Raw genomic sequence first — 16,484 nt, 5'->3', positions numbered from 1 at the left:
GGCTCTCCCCCGTGAATGGCGCGGGCGTCAGGCGAGTGAGGAATTCGGCGATTTCTCAAGCGCCGGGCGCGGACGGCCCTGTAGCGTGAAGAAAGAGATAACGGTAAAGCTAAGGGTAATCAGCCCCAGCACCAGATAGGTTTGCTGGAAGCCGACGGTGTCGTACATCCGGCCCGCCCAGGTGGAGAGCACCACGCCGGAAAGCTGCTTGGAGAGGTTAAAGCCCACCAGGAACAGCGTGGCAGAAAGGCGCGGGTCAAACACCGCAGAGATATATTTAAACGTGCCCACCAGCAGGAACGGCAGTTCAAACATATGCAGCGTTTTCAGCACGATCACCTGCCAGTCGGCGGTGGCGAATGACGAGCCGATAATGCGCATCGACATAATGGCGCCTGCAATCAACAGCGCGTTTTTACTGCCGATGCGGTTAATGATAAACGGCGTAAAGAACATGACCGTGGCGTTGAGCAACTCACCGCCCGTGGTGACAAAGCCGAAAATCTGGGTGCCGCGTTCCGGACTTGAGAAAAAGCCTTTAAAGAAGTTCGCGAACTGCTGGTCGAAGACGTCATAGACGCTCGCCACGCCCACCACATAGATAATAAATGCCCAGAAACTGCGCATTCTGAACAGTTCACTCACCAGTTTCATTGAAAAGGCCTGGCTGGTTTCTTTGGTGCCGGAGATCAGATTGCCGCTCTCCCCTGCCGGGCGCGAGAACCACAGCACGCCCGCCAGCACCAGCGCAAACGCCGAGGCGACCCAGAAGATGATATTGGGATTAACGCCAAACAACATACCGGTCATGGAGGCGCACAACGCCCAGCCCACGCAGCCGGAGACGCGCACTTTGCCATATTCAAAGTTGTTCGCCCGGCTCACGCGCTCAATATAGGCTTCCACCGCGCCGGAGCCGCTGGAGAAAACCACGCCAAGATAACACCCGCCGACAAACGCCCCGACCCAGATGTTAAACGCCAGTAGCGGCTTGAGAACAAAAATAAAGAACGGCGCGAACAGCACCAGCAGGCCGGTGATGGTCCACAACAGATGTTTGCGCAGCCCCAGCTTATCGGAGACCAGGCCAAATACCGGCTGGAAGATAATCGCGAACAGCGAGATGCACGAAAAGACGATCCCGGTATCCGTTTTACTCAGGTGGGCGACATCCGCAAGCCACACCGGAAAGAACGGAAAGTAGGCCGACATAATGAAATAGTAGAAAAAGAAGAACAGCAAAAAGTATATGAAGTTCTGTTTTTCAACCGGGGTCAGGGCAGGCTTATTCATCTTTCACCTTCAGTGTTAATGATGCTGTTTTTTTTAGTAAAACCGGGGGCGAGCCCCCGGCAGTCGCGCCCTGTCAGCCTTGCCGTCTGCGCAGGGTAAAGCGGTAGCGGTAGTCCCGCGCGTTAAGCAGATATTCCGGGTGCACGCTCGGCGTCCACGAGTCATCGCCGCCAATGCCCATATGGAAACCGTCAATCGTGAGCCATATACCCGCCTCCGGCTGCAGTTTGTGCCAGTGGCTGGTCTCCATTAACTGGCGGGTGCCGTACGGGCTTAAGGAGAAGTGGAAATCGCCCTGCGCCTGCCAGCCGTTCCAGTCCAGTTCGCGCGTCTGGCAGCGCAGGCCGTTTTCGCTCGGGAAGATATACGGCGTGGAAAGCGCCTCAAGCGGCAGCGTCCAGCGTGAGAAACAGGCGCTGCTCAGGCGATCCGGGTAGTTCTCATGTGGGCCGAGGCCGAGCCAGCTTGCGGTCGTCTCGCCGCCGCGCAACTGACACACAACCCCCACACGCGGCAGAGGCGGCAGGCGCGTGCTACGCTCGACGTCAATCTCGCAGTGCAGCGCGCCCTGGTTATCCACCCACATACGCCAGTGGCTGAGAATGGCCGGGCCATCCGGCAGGCCGTTTGCGAAATAGGCATGCTGCGCACGCACTTCCACGCCGTCGCGGGTGGTTTGCGCTTCACAGACCAGGCAGCGGTGTTCCGTGTCATAAAGGCCCGCGGCTTTCCAGCGCTCTACCCAGGCGTTCGGATCGATGCGCTCGACTTCACTCACGCCGATGTCGTTATCCAGCGGCGCGCGGATGAACTGATCGGCAAGTGGCGTCAGCATTTGATCCACGCCGTCGTCGCACCACTGGGTCAGCAGCCCGCTGGCGCGGCTGACATGCCATGTCTGGCGCCCGTGGCGAATAACGAATTCCTCGTCGGTAATATCAAGCTGCGGCGCGTCGCCTGCGACTGGCGGCTGCGGCAGTGCAAGCGGTGCGGCAAGCGGCCACTGCGCCCAGGCGCTGAGATGCCCTTCCGGCGACCAGGCGGTCGCCTGCGGCTGTTCTACGCGCACATGCAGCCAGACAGCGTCATCGCCCGCAGCGACGGTGAAGCCTTCTTCGCTGAGCGTCAGCACGCGCGTCTCCTGCGGGCCTAAATTCAGCGTGATTTCGCCGCTCATGCGCGCTTCGCCACGCACTTCCACGCTCCATAACAGGCGCTCGTTATCGCTTTCGCGGAACAAGTATTCGCTGGTCACCTCGATTTGCAGCGGGCTTTCGCCGACCAGACGGAACTGGAAGAACTGCTGCTGATGCTTCGCTTCATACAGCGACGGGTGTGGCGTGCGATCCGGGAAGACCAGCCCGTTCATGCAGAACTGGCGATCGTTCGGCGTATCACCAAAATCACCGCCGTAGGCCCACCAGCGGCTGCCATCCGGCTCTACGCGCGTGATGGCCTGGTCGGCCCAGTCCCAGATAAAACCGCCCTGCAGCCGCGGATACTGGCGGAACGCGTCCCAGTAGTCGGCAAAATTACCGAGGCTGTTGCCCATCGCATGTGCGTATTCGCACAGGATAAGCGGCCGGGTTTCGCCAGGCATGGAGATCCATTTTTTAATCGACCATTTCGGCACCGCCGGGATCGGCTGGTCCGTTTCTACCCGGGCATACATCGGACAGATAATGTCGGTCGCACGCGTATCCGCGCCGCCGCCTTCATACTGCACCGGGCGCGTCGGGTCCTGATGTTTGATCCAGTTATAGAGCGCCGTGTGGGTGGCGCCATGACCGGACTCATTGCCGAGCGACCAGATAATAATGCTCGGGTGGTTACGGTTGCATTTCACCATCCGGGTAACGCGCTCGCTGTAGGCGCCAAGCCAGACCGGATCGTCTGAAAGACGGCTCATCGGCTCCATGCCGTGGGTTTCAATGTTGGCCTCATCCACCACATACAGCCCGTAGCGGCTGCACAGCTCATACCAGCGCGGCTGATTAGGGTAGTGGGAGCAGCGCACGGCGTTAAAGTTGTTCTGCTTCATCAGCAGGATGTCCTGCACCATCGCCGCTTCATCCACCGCCTGGCCTTTCTCCGGGTGGTGTTCGTGGCGGTTAACGCCGCGGATCAGCAACGGCTGCCCGTTGAGGGTCAGCAGGCCATTTGTTATTTCCACACGACGAAAACCGACGTCATGAGCCTCTGACACCAGCGGGATGCCGTCAGCATCGAGCAGCGTGACGACCGCGCGATAGAGGTGCGGCGCTTCGGCGCTCCAGAGCAGCGGGTTGTCGATATCAAGACTCAGCGTGGCGCGCTCCGGGTAGTTGCCGCGCTCGTCAATCGGGGCCGAGCCGAGCGGCTGCGTCTGGCTTGCCAGGCACTGTTCGCCCTGCCACAGCGCCAGGCTGACACTCAGCCCACGCGCGGCAGGCGTCACTTCTACTTCACTCAGCAGCGTGCCGTGACGCAGTGAAGCGGCGAGTTCCGTTTGTACGCGCACATCCGCAAACGCCTGTTCCGGAAGATGCAGCAGGCTGACCGGGCGGAAAATCCCGCTCATGCGCCACATATCCTGATCTTCCAGATAGCTGCCGTCAGACCAGCGCAACACCAGCACGCACAGGCGGTTGCGGCCCGCGTGTAGCACACCAGTGAGATCGAACTCCGCCGGCAGGCGGCTATCCTGCGAGTAACCTATCCACTGACCGTTACACCAGAGATAAAACGCGGAATTCACGCCGCCGAAAATAATGCGCGTGCGGCCTGCCTCCAGCCACGCCTGCGGCACGTCGATATCGCGCGAATAACAGCCGGTCGGGTTTTCTTCCGGCACAAATGGCGGGTTGACCGGGATCGGGTAGCGCACGTTGGTGTAAATGGGGGTGTCGTAGCCTTCCATCTGCCAGTTAGACGGCACCGTTGTGGCACGGGCATCCGTGAGATCGGCCGCCAGCCAGACATCCGGCACCTGCTGTGGGCTTGAGAAAAAACTGAACTGCCAGTCGCCGTCGAGCGACAGCACGCCTTCGGAAGCCTCGCCGCGGCGCGCGCGTTCGGCGTCACGCCAGCCGTGCAGCGGCGTATGAGAAGGCAGGCGATTCACGCTGGTAATGGCCGGATTTTGCCAGTCGTTACGGGCAAGAATGGTCGCCAGCGGGCGCGTCTGCAGCTCGTTAAAAGCAGTCGTGGTGGGGTTTTCTGTCATGATAGTTCCCTGGAAATCGAAAAATGTCGTGCGCTAACATTAACAATCAGCATGGCGGGAAACGACAGGGATAGCGAATGGCGGCATTGCAGAATGCGAACGTGGATCACATCACAGCCATGAATGGATCAAGAAATGAGATCTGTATCACGCGTTGAATGTTAGCGCATGACATTTCACGCCAGAAATTGACTTTGTCTTCTGCCCTGCCGATCATTCAGTCTGTCAAACGCAGAGGAAAGGCGATGAAAAAACGACTCAGCACGCTGGATGACGTGGCGCAAAAGGCCGGGGTGTCACACCAGACGGTCTCACGCGTGCTTAATAAACCGGGGCTGGTATCGCCTGCGACGCGTCAGCGGGTGCTGGAGGCCATGGAGGCGTTACAGTTTGTGCCAAACCGCAGCGCGCAACTGCTCGCCGGCAAAGCCACCCGGACGCTCGGTTTTATCACTGTTTCTCTCGCCCTTCACGCGCCGTCACAGATTGCAGCCGCGATCAAAAGCCATGCCGCGCGGGCGGGCTACAGCGTCGTCATCGCCACGCTTGAAACCGGGACGCTGGAGGAGCTGCAGCGCTCGCTCAACGAGATGCGCGCGCAAAAAGTCGACGGGGTTATCATCAACCTGCCGCTCACGGCCGACGCCGCCGCCCGTCTTGTGGACGATAACAACGACCTGTTATGTCAGTTTCTCGATGTACCTGCCGACAGCGACGTCTTTCATGTGAGCTTCGACCCGCGCGACGGCTCACGCCAGAGCGTTGAATATCTGCTTCATGCCGGGCATGAACACTTCGCGCTGCTGGCCGGGCCGGAACATTCGGTGGCTTCCACCATGCGTCTCGCCTGCTGGCAAGACGTGCTGAACGAACACGGGCGACACGCCTGCGCGGTGCTGCACGGCAACTGGAGCTCGAAAGATGCCTGGCAGCAGACGCTGAGCCTGTTTCGCACGCGCCGCGACATCACCGCGCTACTGGTTGCCAATGATCAGATGGCGTTTGGCGCGATGAGCGCGCTGGACGAGCTGGGCCTGCGCGTACCGCAGGATGTCTCGGTCGTCGGCTATGACGACACGCCAGACAGCGCCTATTTCATCCCGGCGCTCACGACCGTTGAGCAGGATTTCAACCGGCTCGGCGCGGAATCGGTAAGCCGCATGGTGGCGCGCCTGACCCACAGCGGCGCGGGTGAGTCGACGCTATTGCCCACGCGCTTTATCGAACGCCGCTCCACCGCGCCGCGCCGCGCAACTCATCGCGATCGCGAACGGTTGCTTGATGAAATGGCCCGCCTTGTAAAAGCGCTACGCGAAGACTAACCCCACGCCGGATAACCGCTCCGGCCTAACGCTTTTTACCTGCCCGTTACCTGCTTTTCACCACCTTTTAACGGCGTTTTCGCGCCGATGATTTTCGCTTTCATTTGCAAATGATTATTAGTACCATTCTCAACTTCTGTGAAAGGGTGTTTCAATTTATGGCAGGAACCGCTGGCGCAGGCGCCAGGCACACTCCCCTTTTGCCTTGTATGACAATACGTTAAATAAAATGGAGTTGGCTGATGAATTACAAGACTCGCGCGCTTGCGCTGCTGGTCGCGCTCGCCCTTGGCGGCTGCGCGGCACACACCACGTCTGCCCCTGCAACCGCTTCCGCTTCCGCTTCCGCTCCCGCACAGGCCCAACCGGCCCCGTCTGAAAATCTTGTTAAGCGCGAGCTCGCTTACGGCGTGTATGAAATGGCGCTAAGCCCGGCTGACGGCGCGCTTTACGTCGCGACTGCCCAGTCGTTTAAAGATGTGCAGGGCGGCGTTATCTATAAACTCGACCCGAAAACGCTGCAAACACGCGGCGAAACCCATACCGACCTGAAAAACTTCGGCATGACGACGGACACGGAAGGCAAAACCGTGTGGGTGACGAACTCCCTTGACGGCGGCATCAGCGCGCTTGATACCGCCACCGGTAAAATCACCGGTCACCTGCTGTTTGGTGAGCGTAACGAACAAGGCTTCCCGACCGGCGCGCGTGAAATTCTCTGGCACGACGGGCTGCTGTATGTCGGCGCCGTCGCCGATCCGGCGGTCATTTGGGTCGTTGATGCGAAAACGCTGAAGCTGAAAAAACGCATTAAAAACGCGGGCAAGTGGGTCACCGGCCTGCACTACTCCCCGGCCACGAAGCGCCTTTATGCCGCCAACGGCGGCGGCGAAATCCTGGTGATTAACCCCGCCACACAGCGTATTGAAAAACGCTGGAAACCGCTTGGCGACAAACCGGCCCTGCTGCTGAACATGGCGGAAGATCCGGCCACGGGCCGTCTGTTTGTGACGGACAATTCCAAAGCCAAAACCACGCTGGTGCTGGATATCCGCAGCGGTGAGGTTATCAAACAGCTCGAGGTGGGCGATTCGCTGGCGGTGAAATTCAACCCGCAGCGTCAGGAGATTTACATCACCCGGCGCGACGGTGGAAAACTGCTGAGCCTCGACGCGGCCACCTACAAGGTGAAACAGCAATGGGATTTGCCACCCAATCCGAACAGCCTGCTGCTCTCGCAGGATGGCCAGACGCTGTGGGTGACCGTCAAACAGCCGTTTAACAAAGACCATTCAACCAAAGGGCCGGAGCACATTGTGCGCATCGACCTGAAATAACGCCGTCCGGGCCCCATGAGGGCCCTTTTTATTTTAAAAATCACGACAGGACGACCACGGGGATGAAACACGTTACGTTACGCAAAACGCTGCTGGCGTTAACCGCAGGCTGCGCCGCGTCTTACGCCCACGCCGCCAGCAATGCAGCACCGGCGCAGGACACAATAGTGGTGCAGGCGAGCGAGCAGGCGTTTACGCCGGGCGGCGACACGCCACCGCCCGCTTATCTTGACGGCCAGGTGGCGCACGGCGGGCGGCTCGGGATGCTCGGCGAGCAGCGCGCGATGGACGTGCCGTTTAACGTCATCAGCTTTACTGCAAAACTGGTGGAAGATCAGCAGGCGCGTACGGTCGCCGATGTGGTGCGTAACGATGCGGGCGTGCAGAACGTCCAGGGCTTCGGCAATTTCCAGGAAACTTACCGCATCCGCGGCTTCGCGCTGGAAGGCGACGACATGACGTTCGGCGGCCTCGGCGGCGTTATGCCACGCCAGGTGGTCGATATGGCAATGGTGGACCGCGTGGAGATTTTCAAAGGCGCCAACGCGCTGGTCAACGGCGCCTCCACCACCGGCGTGGGCGGCGTTATTAACCTTGAGCCTAAACATGCTGAGGCGTTGCCATTGACGCGCCTCGGTGTCGATTACACGTCATCACGCCAGGCGGGCGTCACGCTGGATGCCGGACGACGCTTTGGCGAGACGGACCAGTTCGGCGTGCGCGTAAACCTGGTGCAACGCGAGGGCGAGACGGCGGTCGATAACGAAAAACGTCGCACCACGCTCGCCGCTGTCGGCCTGGATTACAACGGCGACCGCCTCAAAACGTCGCTCGATCTCGGTTATCAGAAACAGGGCTTCCACGGCGGGCGGATCGGGGTCGATATTCGTAATGTCGATTTTATCCCGGCCGTGCCGAAAGCGACGCAAAACTACAGCCAGGATTGGGTCTACAGCGATCTTGAAAGCCAGTTCGGTATGGCGCGCGCGGAGTATGCGCTCACCGATGACTGGACGCTGTACGGCGGCCTTGGCGCACAGCACAGCCATGAGAAAGGGCTTTACGCCACGCCACGGCTGATTAACGCCGATGGCGACGCCACCATGGGCCGCATGGATACCAATCGCATCATCGATAATGCCAGCGGCATGGGCGGCGTGCGTGGGCGCTTCGACACCGGGTTTGTCTCACACCAGGTGAATATCGGTTATTCGGCGATTGCACGCCGTGACGCAACCGCCTGGCGCATGGCGAAAGCTACCAAAACCGTCAATATTTACGATCCGCGCGACGTAGGCCGCCCGCCCAACGCCAGCGTCAGCGGCAACTACGGCTCCCCGCCGACCACCGGACGTTCACGTACACAAGGCTGGCTGCTGAGCGATACGCTCGGCGTGCTGGATGACCGCGTACTGCTGACGGTCGCTGCGCGCCATCAGAAAGTGGTGGTGCGTAAATACAGCCCGAAAACCGGCGATGAAACTCTCGATTCGCGCTTTAACGACAGCCGCTGGATGCCGACTTACGGCATCGTCTACAAGCCCACCGACACGGTCTCGCTGTACGCCAACCATACCGAATCGCTGGAGCCAGGGGGCAGCGCGCCGGCTACCGCCGCCAACTACGGCGAGAGCACCGGCATTTTGCATTCAAAGCAGAATGAAGCAGGCGTGAAAGTGGATTTCGGGCGGCTCGGCGGCACATTGACCGCCTTTGAAATCAAAAAACCGGTCGCCACCCAGGACAGCGTTACCAACCGCTACGCGCTGAGCGGCGAGCAGCGCAACCGCGGCGTGGAGCTGAACCTGTTCGGCGAACCCGTCCTGGGGCTGCGCCTGAACGCCAGCGCCACCTGGATAGACCCGGAGATGACCCGTACCAAAGATGGCATGAACGACGGTCACGACGCCGTCGGCGTGCCACGCTTTGCGATGCGTGTGGGCGGCGAAGTGGATATCGCGCCGGTTGAAGGGCTGACCGCCAGCGCTTTTGTGAATCACACCGGTTCGCAGTTTGCGAATGCCGCCAATACCCGCAAGCTTGATGATTACACCACCCTGGATCTGGGCGTGCGTTACCGGATGGCGCTCAACGATCAGCAGAATGTGGTGACGTGGCGCGCAGGCATTGATAACGTCACCAATGAAAAATACTGGTCAACGGCGGAAAGCAGCGGTATTTACCTTTATCAGGGCAAACCCCGCACGCTGAAACTCTCCATGAGTTACGACTTCTGATCTTCCCCGCCGGGCCGCCCCGGCGGGTTTCACCTTTAGCGGTGTTTATCCTCTTCCTTCATGCGCGCCCGAATGCCGCCGTCGATGGTCGTCGTGCCGGCCATCGGCTGATAAATCGCACCGGTCGTTGGCGCCAGCGGCTGCGCTTTTTCCACCGAGCGGCTTATCACTTTCGCAGAGAGTTTTTCCGTCATATCCGGGAACAGATGATGCGACAGATTAGAGGAACGCGCTTTCCAGCCCACCGGGATTTCCTCTTCCGGTTTAAAGCAGGCTTTTACCATCGCGTCGATCACTTTCTCCGGTGAATCCATCGCCGCCATGCGCGGCGCATGTCCGGTGTAATTGGCGGCATGGGTCCACCACGGCGTGTCCACCGCCCACGGCATGATGGTCGCCACTTTAATGTCGTTATAATCGTTAAGCCGCAGCTCTTCGTTAATGGTGCGACCAAGGCTCAGGACCGCCGCTTTGGTGGCGGCGTAGCTCGACTGAAACGCGAGCGGCACTTCGCTGTCCACGGAGCCGGTGTTGATAAGCACGCCGAACCCCTGGGCAATGAAATGTTTTACCGCCACATGCGCGCCGTAGATGACGCCTTTGAGGTTTACGTCCACCAGCCGTTCGTGATCGGCCACCGGGATCTCCCAGAACCAGCCGAGCGCGCCAATGCCGACGTTATTGATCCAGACATTAATTGGCCCGAAACGGGCGATCGCCGCTTCCGCCAGACGCTCCACCTGATCTGGCTGGCTGACGTCTGTCTCGACGGCCAGCGCGTGGCCACCTCCGGCGTTGATCTCCTGCGCCAGCGCCTCCAGCGCCTCGCCCCGCCGTGCTGCCAGCACCACATTCGCGCCGCGTTTCGCCAGCGCTAACGCCGCACCACGGCCAAAACCGCTCGACGCCCCGGTGATGACAATGGTGGTGTTGATCATTCTCTCTTCAGACATACCGGCCTCTCTTTTCATCCGTAGATTGCCGCACCGCTTCAGGCCCGAAGGGCGGCGCAGCCCAGCTTTTAGTCTGGACCGGGATGCGCAGAACGCAAAAAGATGGGCTTTTTGAATACCCGCTACTCCTGAAACTGAAACCGCTTCGTTTGGGGGGAACAGGGTATGTAGAGTTTTGGTATGAGGGAGGTGCGGAGGCCCGCAACTCCATGACTAACATTGAGGCGTCTTAATCAACGGCGTGCAGGTGCTGGTTACTTTAGTTGCTTCAAGGGGTAAGCGTTAGTGGTACTGGAACCGTCGCTGTAAAGCTCGCTAATAATAATTTTTTTGCCATCAATAGCATATTTGACCGTACTGTCTGCAGGATCATCCCGCCAGCGACCAGTGCTGTCAGGATTGTCAGATGCCCACATCACTTGGTCGCCTATAAGTTTGCACTTAATTGCCCAACGGGTGCCGTCGTTCTGTCGGATATAATGTACGTAAGCAATACCTGATTCGATTTTATCAAGCTGCATGATCTTATGGTCAGGGCCAAACATCGCAGCAGAAGCAGCCTTGCAAACCTGACCTACCGTGACTTCAGAAGCCTGTACCGGCGCAGTAAATATCAGCGGCACAAGAAGTAAGAGTTTCTTCATACGGAACCATCCATTTTGTTTATTTTCCGGATAAAGCTAAATATCTATTTCGGCAACCTAAAGTGTTTCTTGACGATAATTTAGCGTAGCGCTTCATCAATTTGCCCTGTTTAGCTGACTAAAAAGGATGGCCCAGGCCATCCTTTTTTCGCATAAACACAGCCCACTCAGGCGCGCAGGCCGCCTGCCAGTTGCGTAAAGACTTCGATCATTTTCGGCAGCGCCTGCTCGGGCGCCGGGCTTGCCGCCACCCAGAGCGCGGCATTGAGCGCCGCGCCGTTCAGCAACCGCGCGGCGGCATCGGCGTCCACGGGTTTCATCATCCCGCGTTCCGTCATGCTCACCACCGTCTGGCGGGTCGCGTCGAGGCAGCTATTCTGGCTCGGCCACTGCGCCGGGTCGCCAAGGAAAGCTGGCCCATCCAGCAGCACAATGCGCCGCACTTCTTCATCCAGCGCCATCTGAATATACGCAACACCTTCAGCAAGCAATCTTTCCCAGTCATCCCCGGCGCTCGCGGCGGCGGCTTTCGCGCGCTGCGCCATCTCGCCATCGACCTGCGCGACAACGGCGGCCAGCAGGCCCTTTTTATCGCCGAAATTGTGATACAGCGCCCCGCGCGTCAGGCCAACGCTCGCGGTGAGCTCATCCATTGATGCGGCGGCAAAGCCTTTCTCAGCAAAGGCTTTACGCGCGGCAGCGATAAGCTTTGCACGGTTTTCTTCCATCGTGTCGATGCGGCGTCTCGCAGCCATAACCCCTCCATTTCACATACGCAACGTATTTCAATTTGACATACGCGGCGTATGTATGATTATTATTCACATACTCCGCGTATATTAATTCAATTGCCGACGCGGCGCATCTCTCTGTTCTGACAACATAAAGGAAATTTTATGAGCACGCGTGAACCTGTTTTCCCTGCTAACCGCCATGCGCTTTATGAAGAACATGGTTACTCGGCCGCTATCCGCACAGGCGATCTGCTGTTTGTTTCAGGCCAGGTCGGCAGCCGAGAAGACGGCACGCCTGAGCCAGATTTCGAGGCCCAGGTACGGCTGGCGTTTGAAAACCTGCGCGCGACGCTTGCGGCCGCAGGTTGCACGTTTGACGATCTGGTGGATGTCACCACGTTTCATACCGATCCGCAAAACCAGTTTCCGGCGATCATGGCGGTGAAACAGGCACTCTTCCCGCAGCCGCCGTACCCCAACTGGACCGCCGTCGGCGTGACCTGGCTGGCTGGCTTTGATTTTGAAATTAAAGTTATCGCTCGTATTCCCGCCACGCCAAACGTCTGACGGCGCACCCATGAAAAAAGGATGGCGCAGGGCCATCCTTTCGTTGAGACACGCCAGGTATTACAGACCGCGGCGCGCCATCATCAGCGCCAGTTCCACGAGCCGGTTGGAGAAGCCCCACTCGTTATCGTACCAGGCGAGGATTTTGACCATCTTGCCGCCAATCACCAGCGTCGACAGGCCATCGATAATAGAAGAGCGCGGGTCGCCGCGGTAGTCACTGGAGACCAGCGGCTCGTCGCTGTAGCCGAGGATGCCTTTGAGCGGCCCTTCCTGAGAGGCTTTCAGGAAGGCGGCATTAACCTCTTCCACGGTGACATCACGCTCAAGCGTGACGGTGAGATCGACAATCGAGACGACCGGCACCGGCACCCGCAAAGAGTAGCCTGTCATGCGGCCGTCGAGTTCCGGGATCACTTTGCCAATCGCTTTCGCCGCCCCGCTGGAATAAGGCACGATAGAGAGCGCCGCCGCGCGAGCGCCACGCAGATCTTTCTCTGGCTGGTCATGCAGCGCCTGACTGTTGGTGTAAGCGTGGGTCGTGTTCATCAGACCGTGCTGAATACCAAACTGCTGGTGTAATACCTGGGCTGCGGGCGCAAGGCCGTTAGTGGTGCAACTGCCGTTGCTGACCACGCGGTGCAGCGCCGGATCGTACTGCTCATGGTTAACGCCGAGCACGATCGTCAGATCGTCGTTTTTCGCAGGTGCTGAGATGATTACGCGTTTCGCGCCGCCTTTGGTGATATGCGCCTCGGCCTGGGCTTTATCGGTAAAGAACCCGGTCGCTTCGATGACGATATCAACACCGACGCTGCGCCACGGAATATTACCCGGATCGCGCTCACTGAAAACGCGGACAGGGCGCCCGTCGACGCGTAGCTCGCCCTCGCCCGCCTCGACCGTCGCAGGCAGCGTACCAAGCAGGGAGTCATGTTTGAGCAAATGCGCCAGGGTTTTACTGTCGGTGAGATCGTTAATCGCCACCACCTGAAACGCCTCATTGCCAAGCGCGGCGCGAAGTACGTTGCGGCCGATACGGCCAAATCCGTTGATGCCTACCTTAACCATGATGAAGCTCCTCTGTTAACGTTCTGTAGAGAGTGTGTAACGGAGGAGTAATGGCGTAAACGACGATATTAGATCACTTTACGCCAAAGCGCGGGTACAGAAGCGTTCGCGATATTCAGACGGGGTGAGATGCAGATTGCGCTCAAAGACGCGCCGCAGGTTGATCCCGCTGCCAAAACCGCACCGCACCGCCACCTGCTCGATGCTTTCGCTCCCCTGTTCCAGACGCTGACGGGCGGCGTCAAGGCGCGCCTCTTCCACATAGCGCGCGGGCGACACGCCAGTTTCACGGGTAAAGACGCGGGTAAAATTGCGCGGGCTCATCGCCACCTGCCCCGCTAAACGTTCGACGCTGAGATCGGCCCCAAGATTCTCAAGGATCCAGCCCTGGAGATCGCGAATCGGGCCGGGGGTATTGGCCTGCGTCAGCAAGTAGCGGCTGAACTGCGACTGCCCGCCGGGACGGCGCAAATACATCACCAGCTCCTGCGCCACGTTGCGGGCAAGCTCAAACCCGGCGTCTTCTTCCAGCAGCGCCAGCGTCAGATCGAACCCGGAGGTCACGCCTGCCGAGGTCCAGATGTCGCCATCCTGCACATAGATTGGCCCGCGCTCTACCGTGACCGCCGGGAAACGCGTCGCGAGCGTATCGAGCATTCGCCAGTGGGTCGTGGCCCGTCGCCCGTCCAGCAGGCCTGCCTGCGCGAGTAAAAGCGCCCCGCCGCACACCGAAACCACGCGCCGGGCATAAGGGGCCGCCTGCGCGAGCCACTGCGCGACCTGCTCGCCTTCTTCTTCCGTCAGCCCTTTGCCGGTGATGATGACCGTGTCAAACGGCGTAGTCGGCGCGAGATCGCACAAACGATGCTCTGCCAGTAGCTTGATCCCCGATGCGCCATGCACAACGTGGTGTGGCTGCGTGGTGGCGATCGTAACCCGATAGAGCGGCTCCGGCAGGTTGTCAGGCCGCAGCTGGTTCGCGCGGGTGAAAATATCTGCGATGCCGGTGGCTTCCAGCAGCATGCCCCCTTCCGGGGCGATAATCAGTATGGTTTTCATGTCCTGAAAAATACGCTTCATACAAATTAAGTCAATTAGTTCGCGCCGCGCCGTTTTGCGTCTCACCTGCCGTTCACGCGGTTCTCGTGCGTTATCTGTCGCTTTTTACAGCGAAATTTCTTGCGGGATCACAATTAGCAAAAAACATAACTTCGGTAAGAAAAATCGTAATGGCGCAATAAGGGAAGCGGGCATTCCCCGAAAGATCACAAAAAGGAAAAAACATAAATGCGGAGAAAAATATCGCAATAGTTTCGCTTAAGGCTTTATGTGAAAACGGCCCCATTGCTTATTGCGTCGACACGCATCGCCGCCTCATTGATAACAGGGGTTGTTATGTCCACTACACAACGATTATCCATCCGGGAAAAGGTCGGATATAGCCTCGGCGATGCCGCAAGCCATATCGTGTTCGATTCCTCCGTCGCTATACTCGCCTGGTTTTATACCGATATTTACGGCCTGCCGCCGGCGGTCATGGGCACCATGTTTTTGCTGGTGCGCATTCTTGACGCCATCACCGACCCGATTATGGGCGCTATCGCCGATGCCACGAATACCCGCTGGGGCCGTTTCCGCCCCTATTTGCTCGCCATTTGCGTGCCGTTCGCGGTGAGCTGCGTGCTGGTGTATTCCATTCCGGCATTTTCAGATACCGGCAAAATCGTGTATGCCGTCGCTGCGTATATCTTTATGACGCTGATGTATACGGCGATAAATATTCCTTATTGCTCGCTGGGGGCGGCGTTAACGTCCGATCCGCAGGAGAATTTATCGCTGCAGTCTTACCGCTTCGCAATAACGCCGATTGGCGGCGCGTTGGGGTCAGCGCTGATTTTACCGTTCGCCGATTTTTTATTTCCGGGCGATCGCGTAAGCGGTATCCAGGCCGCAATGGCGGTATTTGGCGTTGTTGGCTGCATCATGTTTATTCTCTGCTTCCTCACGACCCGCGAGCGCGTCCAGCCTATTCAGGAAGAGAATTTGAATATCGCCCGCGATGTCAAAATTCTCTTCAAAAATGATCAGTGGCGGATTTTGTCGGTTTATAACTTCGCGATGCTGGTGGCACTGGTCGTGCGCAACGGTGTGGTGGTCTATTACGTCAATTATGTGCTGAATAAGGGCGCCGATATCGTGTCGCTGTTTATGCTCGGCGCGATGTTCGCCTCTATGGCAGGCAGCCTGCTTGCGAAACCGCTCGGCACACGCTTTTGTAAAATCCGTCTCTCCTTCTGGATAAACATGCTTAACGCGTTGCTGGGCGTGGTTTGCCTGTTCGCGCCGGTCAGCGTCTGGGTCGCGCCGTTTATTCTCTACGTGGCGATTTCGGTAGTGCAGGGTGCCAACGGCGCACTGCAATGGTCGATGATTACCGATGCGAATAACTACGGAGAATGGAAAACGCGCAGGCGTATTACCGGTATGAATGTCGCGGCCAATATTTTCGTGATTAAACTGGGTGTGGCGGTGGGCGGCGCAGTTCTCGGCTGGGTGCTGGCGTTTTATGGCTACACGGCAAATGGCCAGACGCAATCGGCGGGTGCCATCCAGGGTATCGTCATGTTGTTCACGGTGATCCCGTCCGTCTTTTACGTCATCACCGCGCTCGCCATCCGCTTCTACCGTCTGAATGAATCCACCATGAACGCGGTTGTGCAGGATCTTAGCCAGGGCAAATTCTCACCTTCTGCCCCGGCAAGGTTAAAAAGCGAAGGCGTACATCTTTAAAATCGTGCCCCGCATACGCGGGGCCGTTTTATTGCCGAGACTGCCAGTCCCGCTCGCAATGCTCTTTCGCCTCTGCCAGTAAATCACGCAGTTCCGGTGCGCCATCGCTATAGCCATAATCCATCGTGCTGCTGGCGGCCTGCTGCTCCTGCTGTGCAGCGAAGCGGATCTCATCCTGCTGCGGTTGCCATTCGCCGCTGTCGTCGCGCACAAAGCGCGTGGCGTATTGTGGCTGTTTGTCATCCTCGCCGTAAATTTCATATTTACACTCAGGCGCGTTTTCCGGCCCAAATTCCAGTGTGTCGATCAGATGCGGCTGTGTCATTGTGCC

Annotated in this window: 13 protein-coding genes; 5 read left to right on the top strand and 8 right to left on the bottom strand. The window is 58.6% G+C overall.

From position 1 onward, the window contains the following. Window positions 1–27 precede the first annotated feature (27 nt). Window positions 28–1,293 (bottom strand): oligosaccharide MFS transporter, encoded by a 1,266-nt coding sequence (locus AFK62_RS04520; RefSeq protein ID WP_007680182.1) that lies wholly within the window; start codon window positions 1,291–1,293, stop codon window positions 28–30. A 73-nt stretch (window positions 1,294–1,366) separates the two neighbouring features. After that, window positions 1,367–4,498: a beta-galactosidase gene (locus AFK62_RS04515; RefSeq protein WP_007680183.1), complete on the bottom strand. Its 3,132-nt coding sequence runs from the start codon at window positions 4,496–4,498 to the stop codon at window positions 1,367–1,369. 245 nt (window positions 4,499–4,743) lie between these two features. Between AFK62_RS04515 and AFK62_RS04510 the strand changes: the two genes are divergently transcribed. The 3 genes from AFK62_RS04510 (at window position 4,744) to AFK62_RS04500 (ending at window position 9,394) form a co-directional block, all read left to right on the top strand. Further along, entirely contained in the window at window positions 4,744–5,820 is a 1,077-nt protein-coding gene (locus AFK62_RS04510) for a LacI family DNA-binding transcriptional regulator (RefSeq protein WP_007680189.1), read from the top strand. Window positions 5,821–6,062: 242 nt separating this feature from the next. Continuing rightward, entirely contained in the window at window positions 6,063–7,157 is a 1,095-nt protein-coding gene (locus AFK62_RS04505; RefSeq protein ID WP_007680198.1) for a YncE family protein, read from the top strand. Between the two features lie 62 nt (window positions 7,158–7,219). Next, window positions 7,220–9,394 carry a TonB-dependent receptor gene (locus tag AFK62_RS04500; protein WP_007680200.1) on the top strand — a complete coding sequence of 725 codons (2,175 nt, stop codon included), beginning with the start codon at window positions 7,220–7,222 and terminating at the stop codon, window positions 9,392–9,394. Window positions 9,395–9,429: 35 nt separating this feature from the next. Here the strand turns inward: AFK62_RS04500 and AFK62_RS04495 are convergent, their stop codons facing one another. The 3 genes from AFK62_RS04495 to AFK62_RS04485 all read right to left on the bottom strand — a co-directional run bounded on the left by AFK62_RS04495 (window position 9,430) and on the right by AFK62_RS04485 (window position 11,746). Continuing rightward, window positions 9,430–10,347: an SDR family NAD(P)-dependent oxidoreductase gene (locus AFK62_RS04495; protein WP_032984865.1), complete on the bottom strand. Its 918-nt coding sequence runs from the start codon at window positions 10,345–10,347 to the stop codon at window positions 9,430–9,432. A gap of 254 nt (window positions 10,348–10,601) precedes the next feature. Next, window positions 10,602–10,991 carry a hypothetical protein gene (locus AFK62_RS04490; protein WP_007680204.1) on the bottom strand — a complete coding sequence of 130 codons (390 nt, stop codon included), beginning with the start codon at window positions 10,989–10,991 and terminating at the stop codon, window positions 10,602–10,604. Window positions 10,992–11,158: 167 nt separating this feature from the next. Further along, window positions 11,159–11,746: a TetR/AcrR family transcriptional regulator gene (locus AFK62_RS04485; RefSeq protein ID WP_007680206.1), complete on the bottom strand. Its 588-nt coding sequence runs from the start codon at window positions 11,744–11,746 to the stop codon at window positions 11,159–11,161. A 141-nt stretch (window positions 11,747–11,887) separates the two neighbouring features. Between AFK62_RS04485 and AFK62_RS04480 the strand changes: the two genes are divergently transcribed. Further along, the gene (locus AFK62_RS04480; RefSeq protein WP_007680208.1) at window positions 11,888–12,292 is read left to right on the top strand and encodes a RidA family protein; all 405 of its coding nucleotides are present in this window, start codon (window positions 11,888–11,890) and stop codon (window positions 12,290–12,292) included. 60 nt (window positions 12,293–12,352) lie between these two features. On the opposite strand, the gene gap is transcribed toward AFK62_RS04480, so the two are convergent. Beyond that, window positions 12,353–13,363, bottom strand: a complete 1,011-nt coding sequence (gap, locus tag AFK62_RS04475) for a type I glyceraldehyde-3-phosphate dehydrogenase (protein WP_007680210.1) — start codon at window positions 13,361–13,363, stop codon at window positions 12,353–12,355. Between the two features lie 78 nt (window positions 13,364–13,441). Beyond that, window positions 13,442–14,422: a GlxA family transcriptional regulator gene (locus AFK62_RS04470; protein ID WP_032984875.1), complete on the bottom strand. Its 981-nt coding sequence runs from the start codon at window positions 14,420–14,422 to the stop codon at window positions 13,442–13,444. Window positions 14,423–14,758: 336 nt separating this feature from the next. Here AFK62_RS04470 and AFK62_RS04465 point away from each other — a divergent pair, with 336 nt between their 5' ends. Continuing rightward, window positions 14,759–16,153, top strand: coding sequence for a glycoside-pentoside-hexuronide (GPH):cation symporter (locus AFK62_RS04465; RefSeq protein WP_007680213.1), 1,395 nt, complete (start codon window positions 14,759–14,761; stop codon window positions 16,151–16,153). A gap of 28 nt (window positions 16,154–16,181) precedes the next feature. Here AFK62_RS04465 and AFK62_RS04460 read toward each other — a convergent pair whose 3' ends face one another. After that, window positions 16,182–16,478 carry a hypothetical protein gene (locus tag AFK62_RS04460; protein WP_007680215.1) on the bottom strand — a complete coding sequence of 99 codons (297 nt, stop codon included), beginning with the start codon at window positions 16,476–16,478 and terminating at the stop codon, window positions 16,182–16,184. Window positions 16,479–16,484 lie beyond the last annotated feature (6 nt).

It is taken from the genome of Cronobacter condimenti 1330 (assembly GCF_001277255.1).
In the GTDB taxonomy this organism is placed as follows: domain Bacteria; phylum Pseudomonadota; class Gammaproteobacteria; order Enterobacterales; family Enterobacteriaceae; genus Cronobacter; species Cronobacter condimenti.
This window is presented reverse-complemented; position numbering and strand designations above follow the sequence as displayed.

Bases quoted from the DNA above. Each gene is read 5' to 3' on its own strand.
- AFK62_RS04515 (WP_007680183.1), bottom strand. From the start codon at position 4,498: ATGACAGAAAACCCCACCACGACTGCTTTTAACGAGCTGCAGACGCGC.
- AFK62_RS04505 (WP_007680198.1), top strand. From the start codon at position 6,063: ATGAATTACAAGACTCGCGCGCTTGCGCTGCTGGTCGCGCTCGCCCTT.
- AFK62_RS04510 (WP_007680189.1), top strand. From the start codon at position 4,744: ATGAAAAAACGACTCAGCACGCTGGATGACGTGGCGCAAAAGGCCGGG.
- gap (WP_007680210.1), bottom strand. From the start codon at position 13,363: ATGGTTAAGGTAGGCATCAACGGATTTGGCCGTATCGGCCGCAACGTA.
- AFK62_RS04520 (WP_007680182.1), bottom strand. From the start codon at position 1,293: ATGAATAAGCCTGCCCTGACCCCGGTTGAAAAACAGAACTTCATATAC.
- AFK62_RS04485 (WP_007680206.1), bottom strand. From the start codon at position 11,746: ATGGCTGCGAGACGCCGCATCGACACGATGGAAGAAAACCGTGCAAAG.
- AFK62_RS04490 (WP_007680204.1), bottom strand. From the start codon at position 10,991: ATGAAGAAACTCTTACTTCTTGTGCCGCTGATATTTACTGCGCCGGTA.
- AFK62_RS04500 (WP_007680200.1), top strand. From the start codon at position 7,220: ATGAAACACGTTACGTTACGCAAAACGCTGCTGGCGTTAACCGCAGGC.
- AFK62_RS04465 (WP_007680213.1), top strand. From the start codon at position 14,759: ATGTCCACTACACAACGATTATCCATCCGGGAAAAGGTCGGATATAGC.
- AFK62_RS04460 (WP_007680215.1), bottom strand. From the start codon at position 16,478: ATGACACAGCCGCATCTGATCGACACACTGGAATTTGGGCCGGAAAAC.
- AFK62_RS04470 (WP_032984875.1), bottom strand. From the start codon at position 14,422: ATGAAAACCATACTGATTATCGCCCCGGAAGGGGGCATGCTGCTGGAA.
- AFK62_RS04480 (WP_007680208.1), top strand. From the start codon at position 11,888: ATGAGCACGCGTGAACCTGTTTTCCCTGCTAACCGCCATGCGCTTTAT.
- AFK62_RS04495 (WP_032984865.1), bottom strand. From the start codon at position 10,347: ATGTCTGAAGAGAGAATGATCAACACCACCATTGTCATCACCGGGGCG.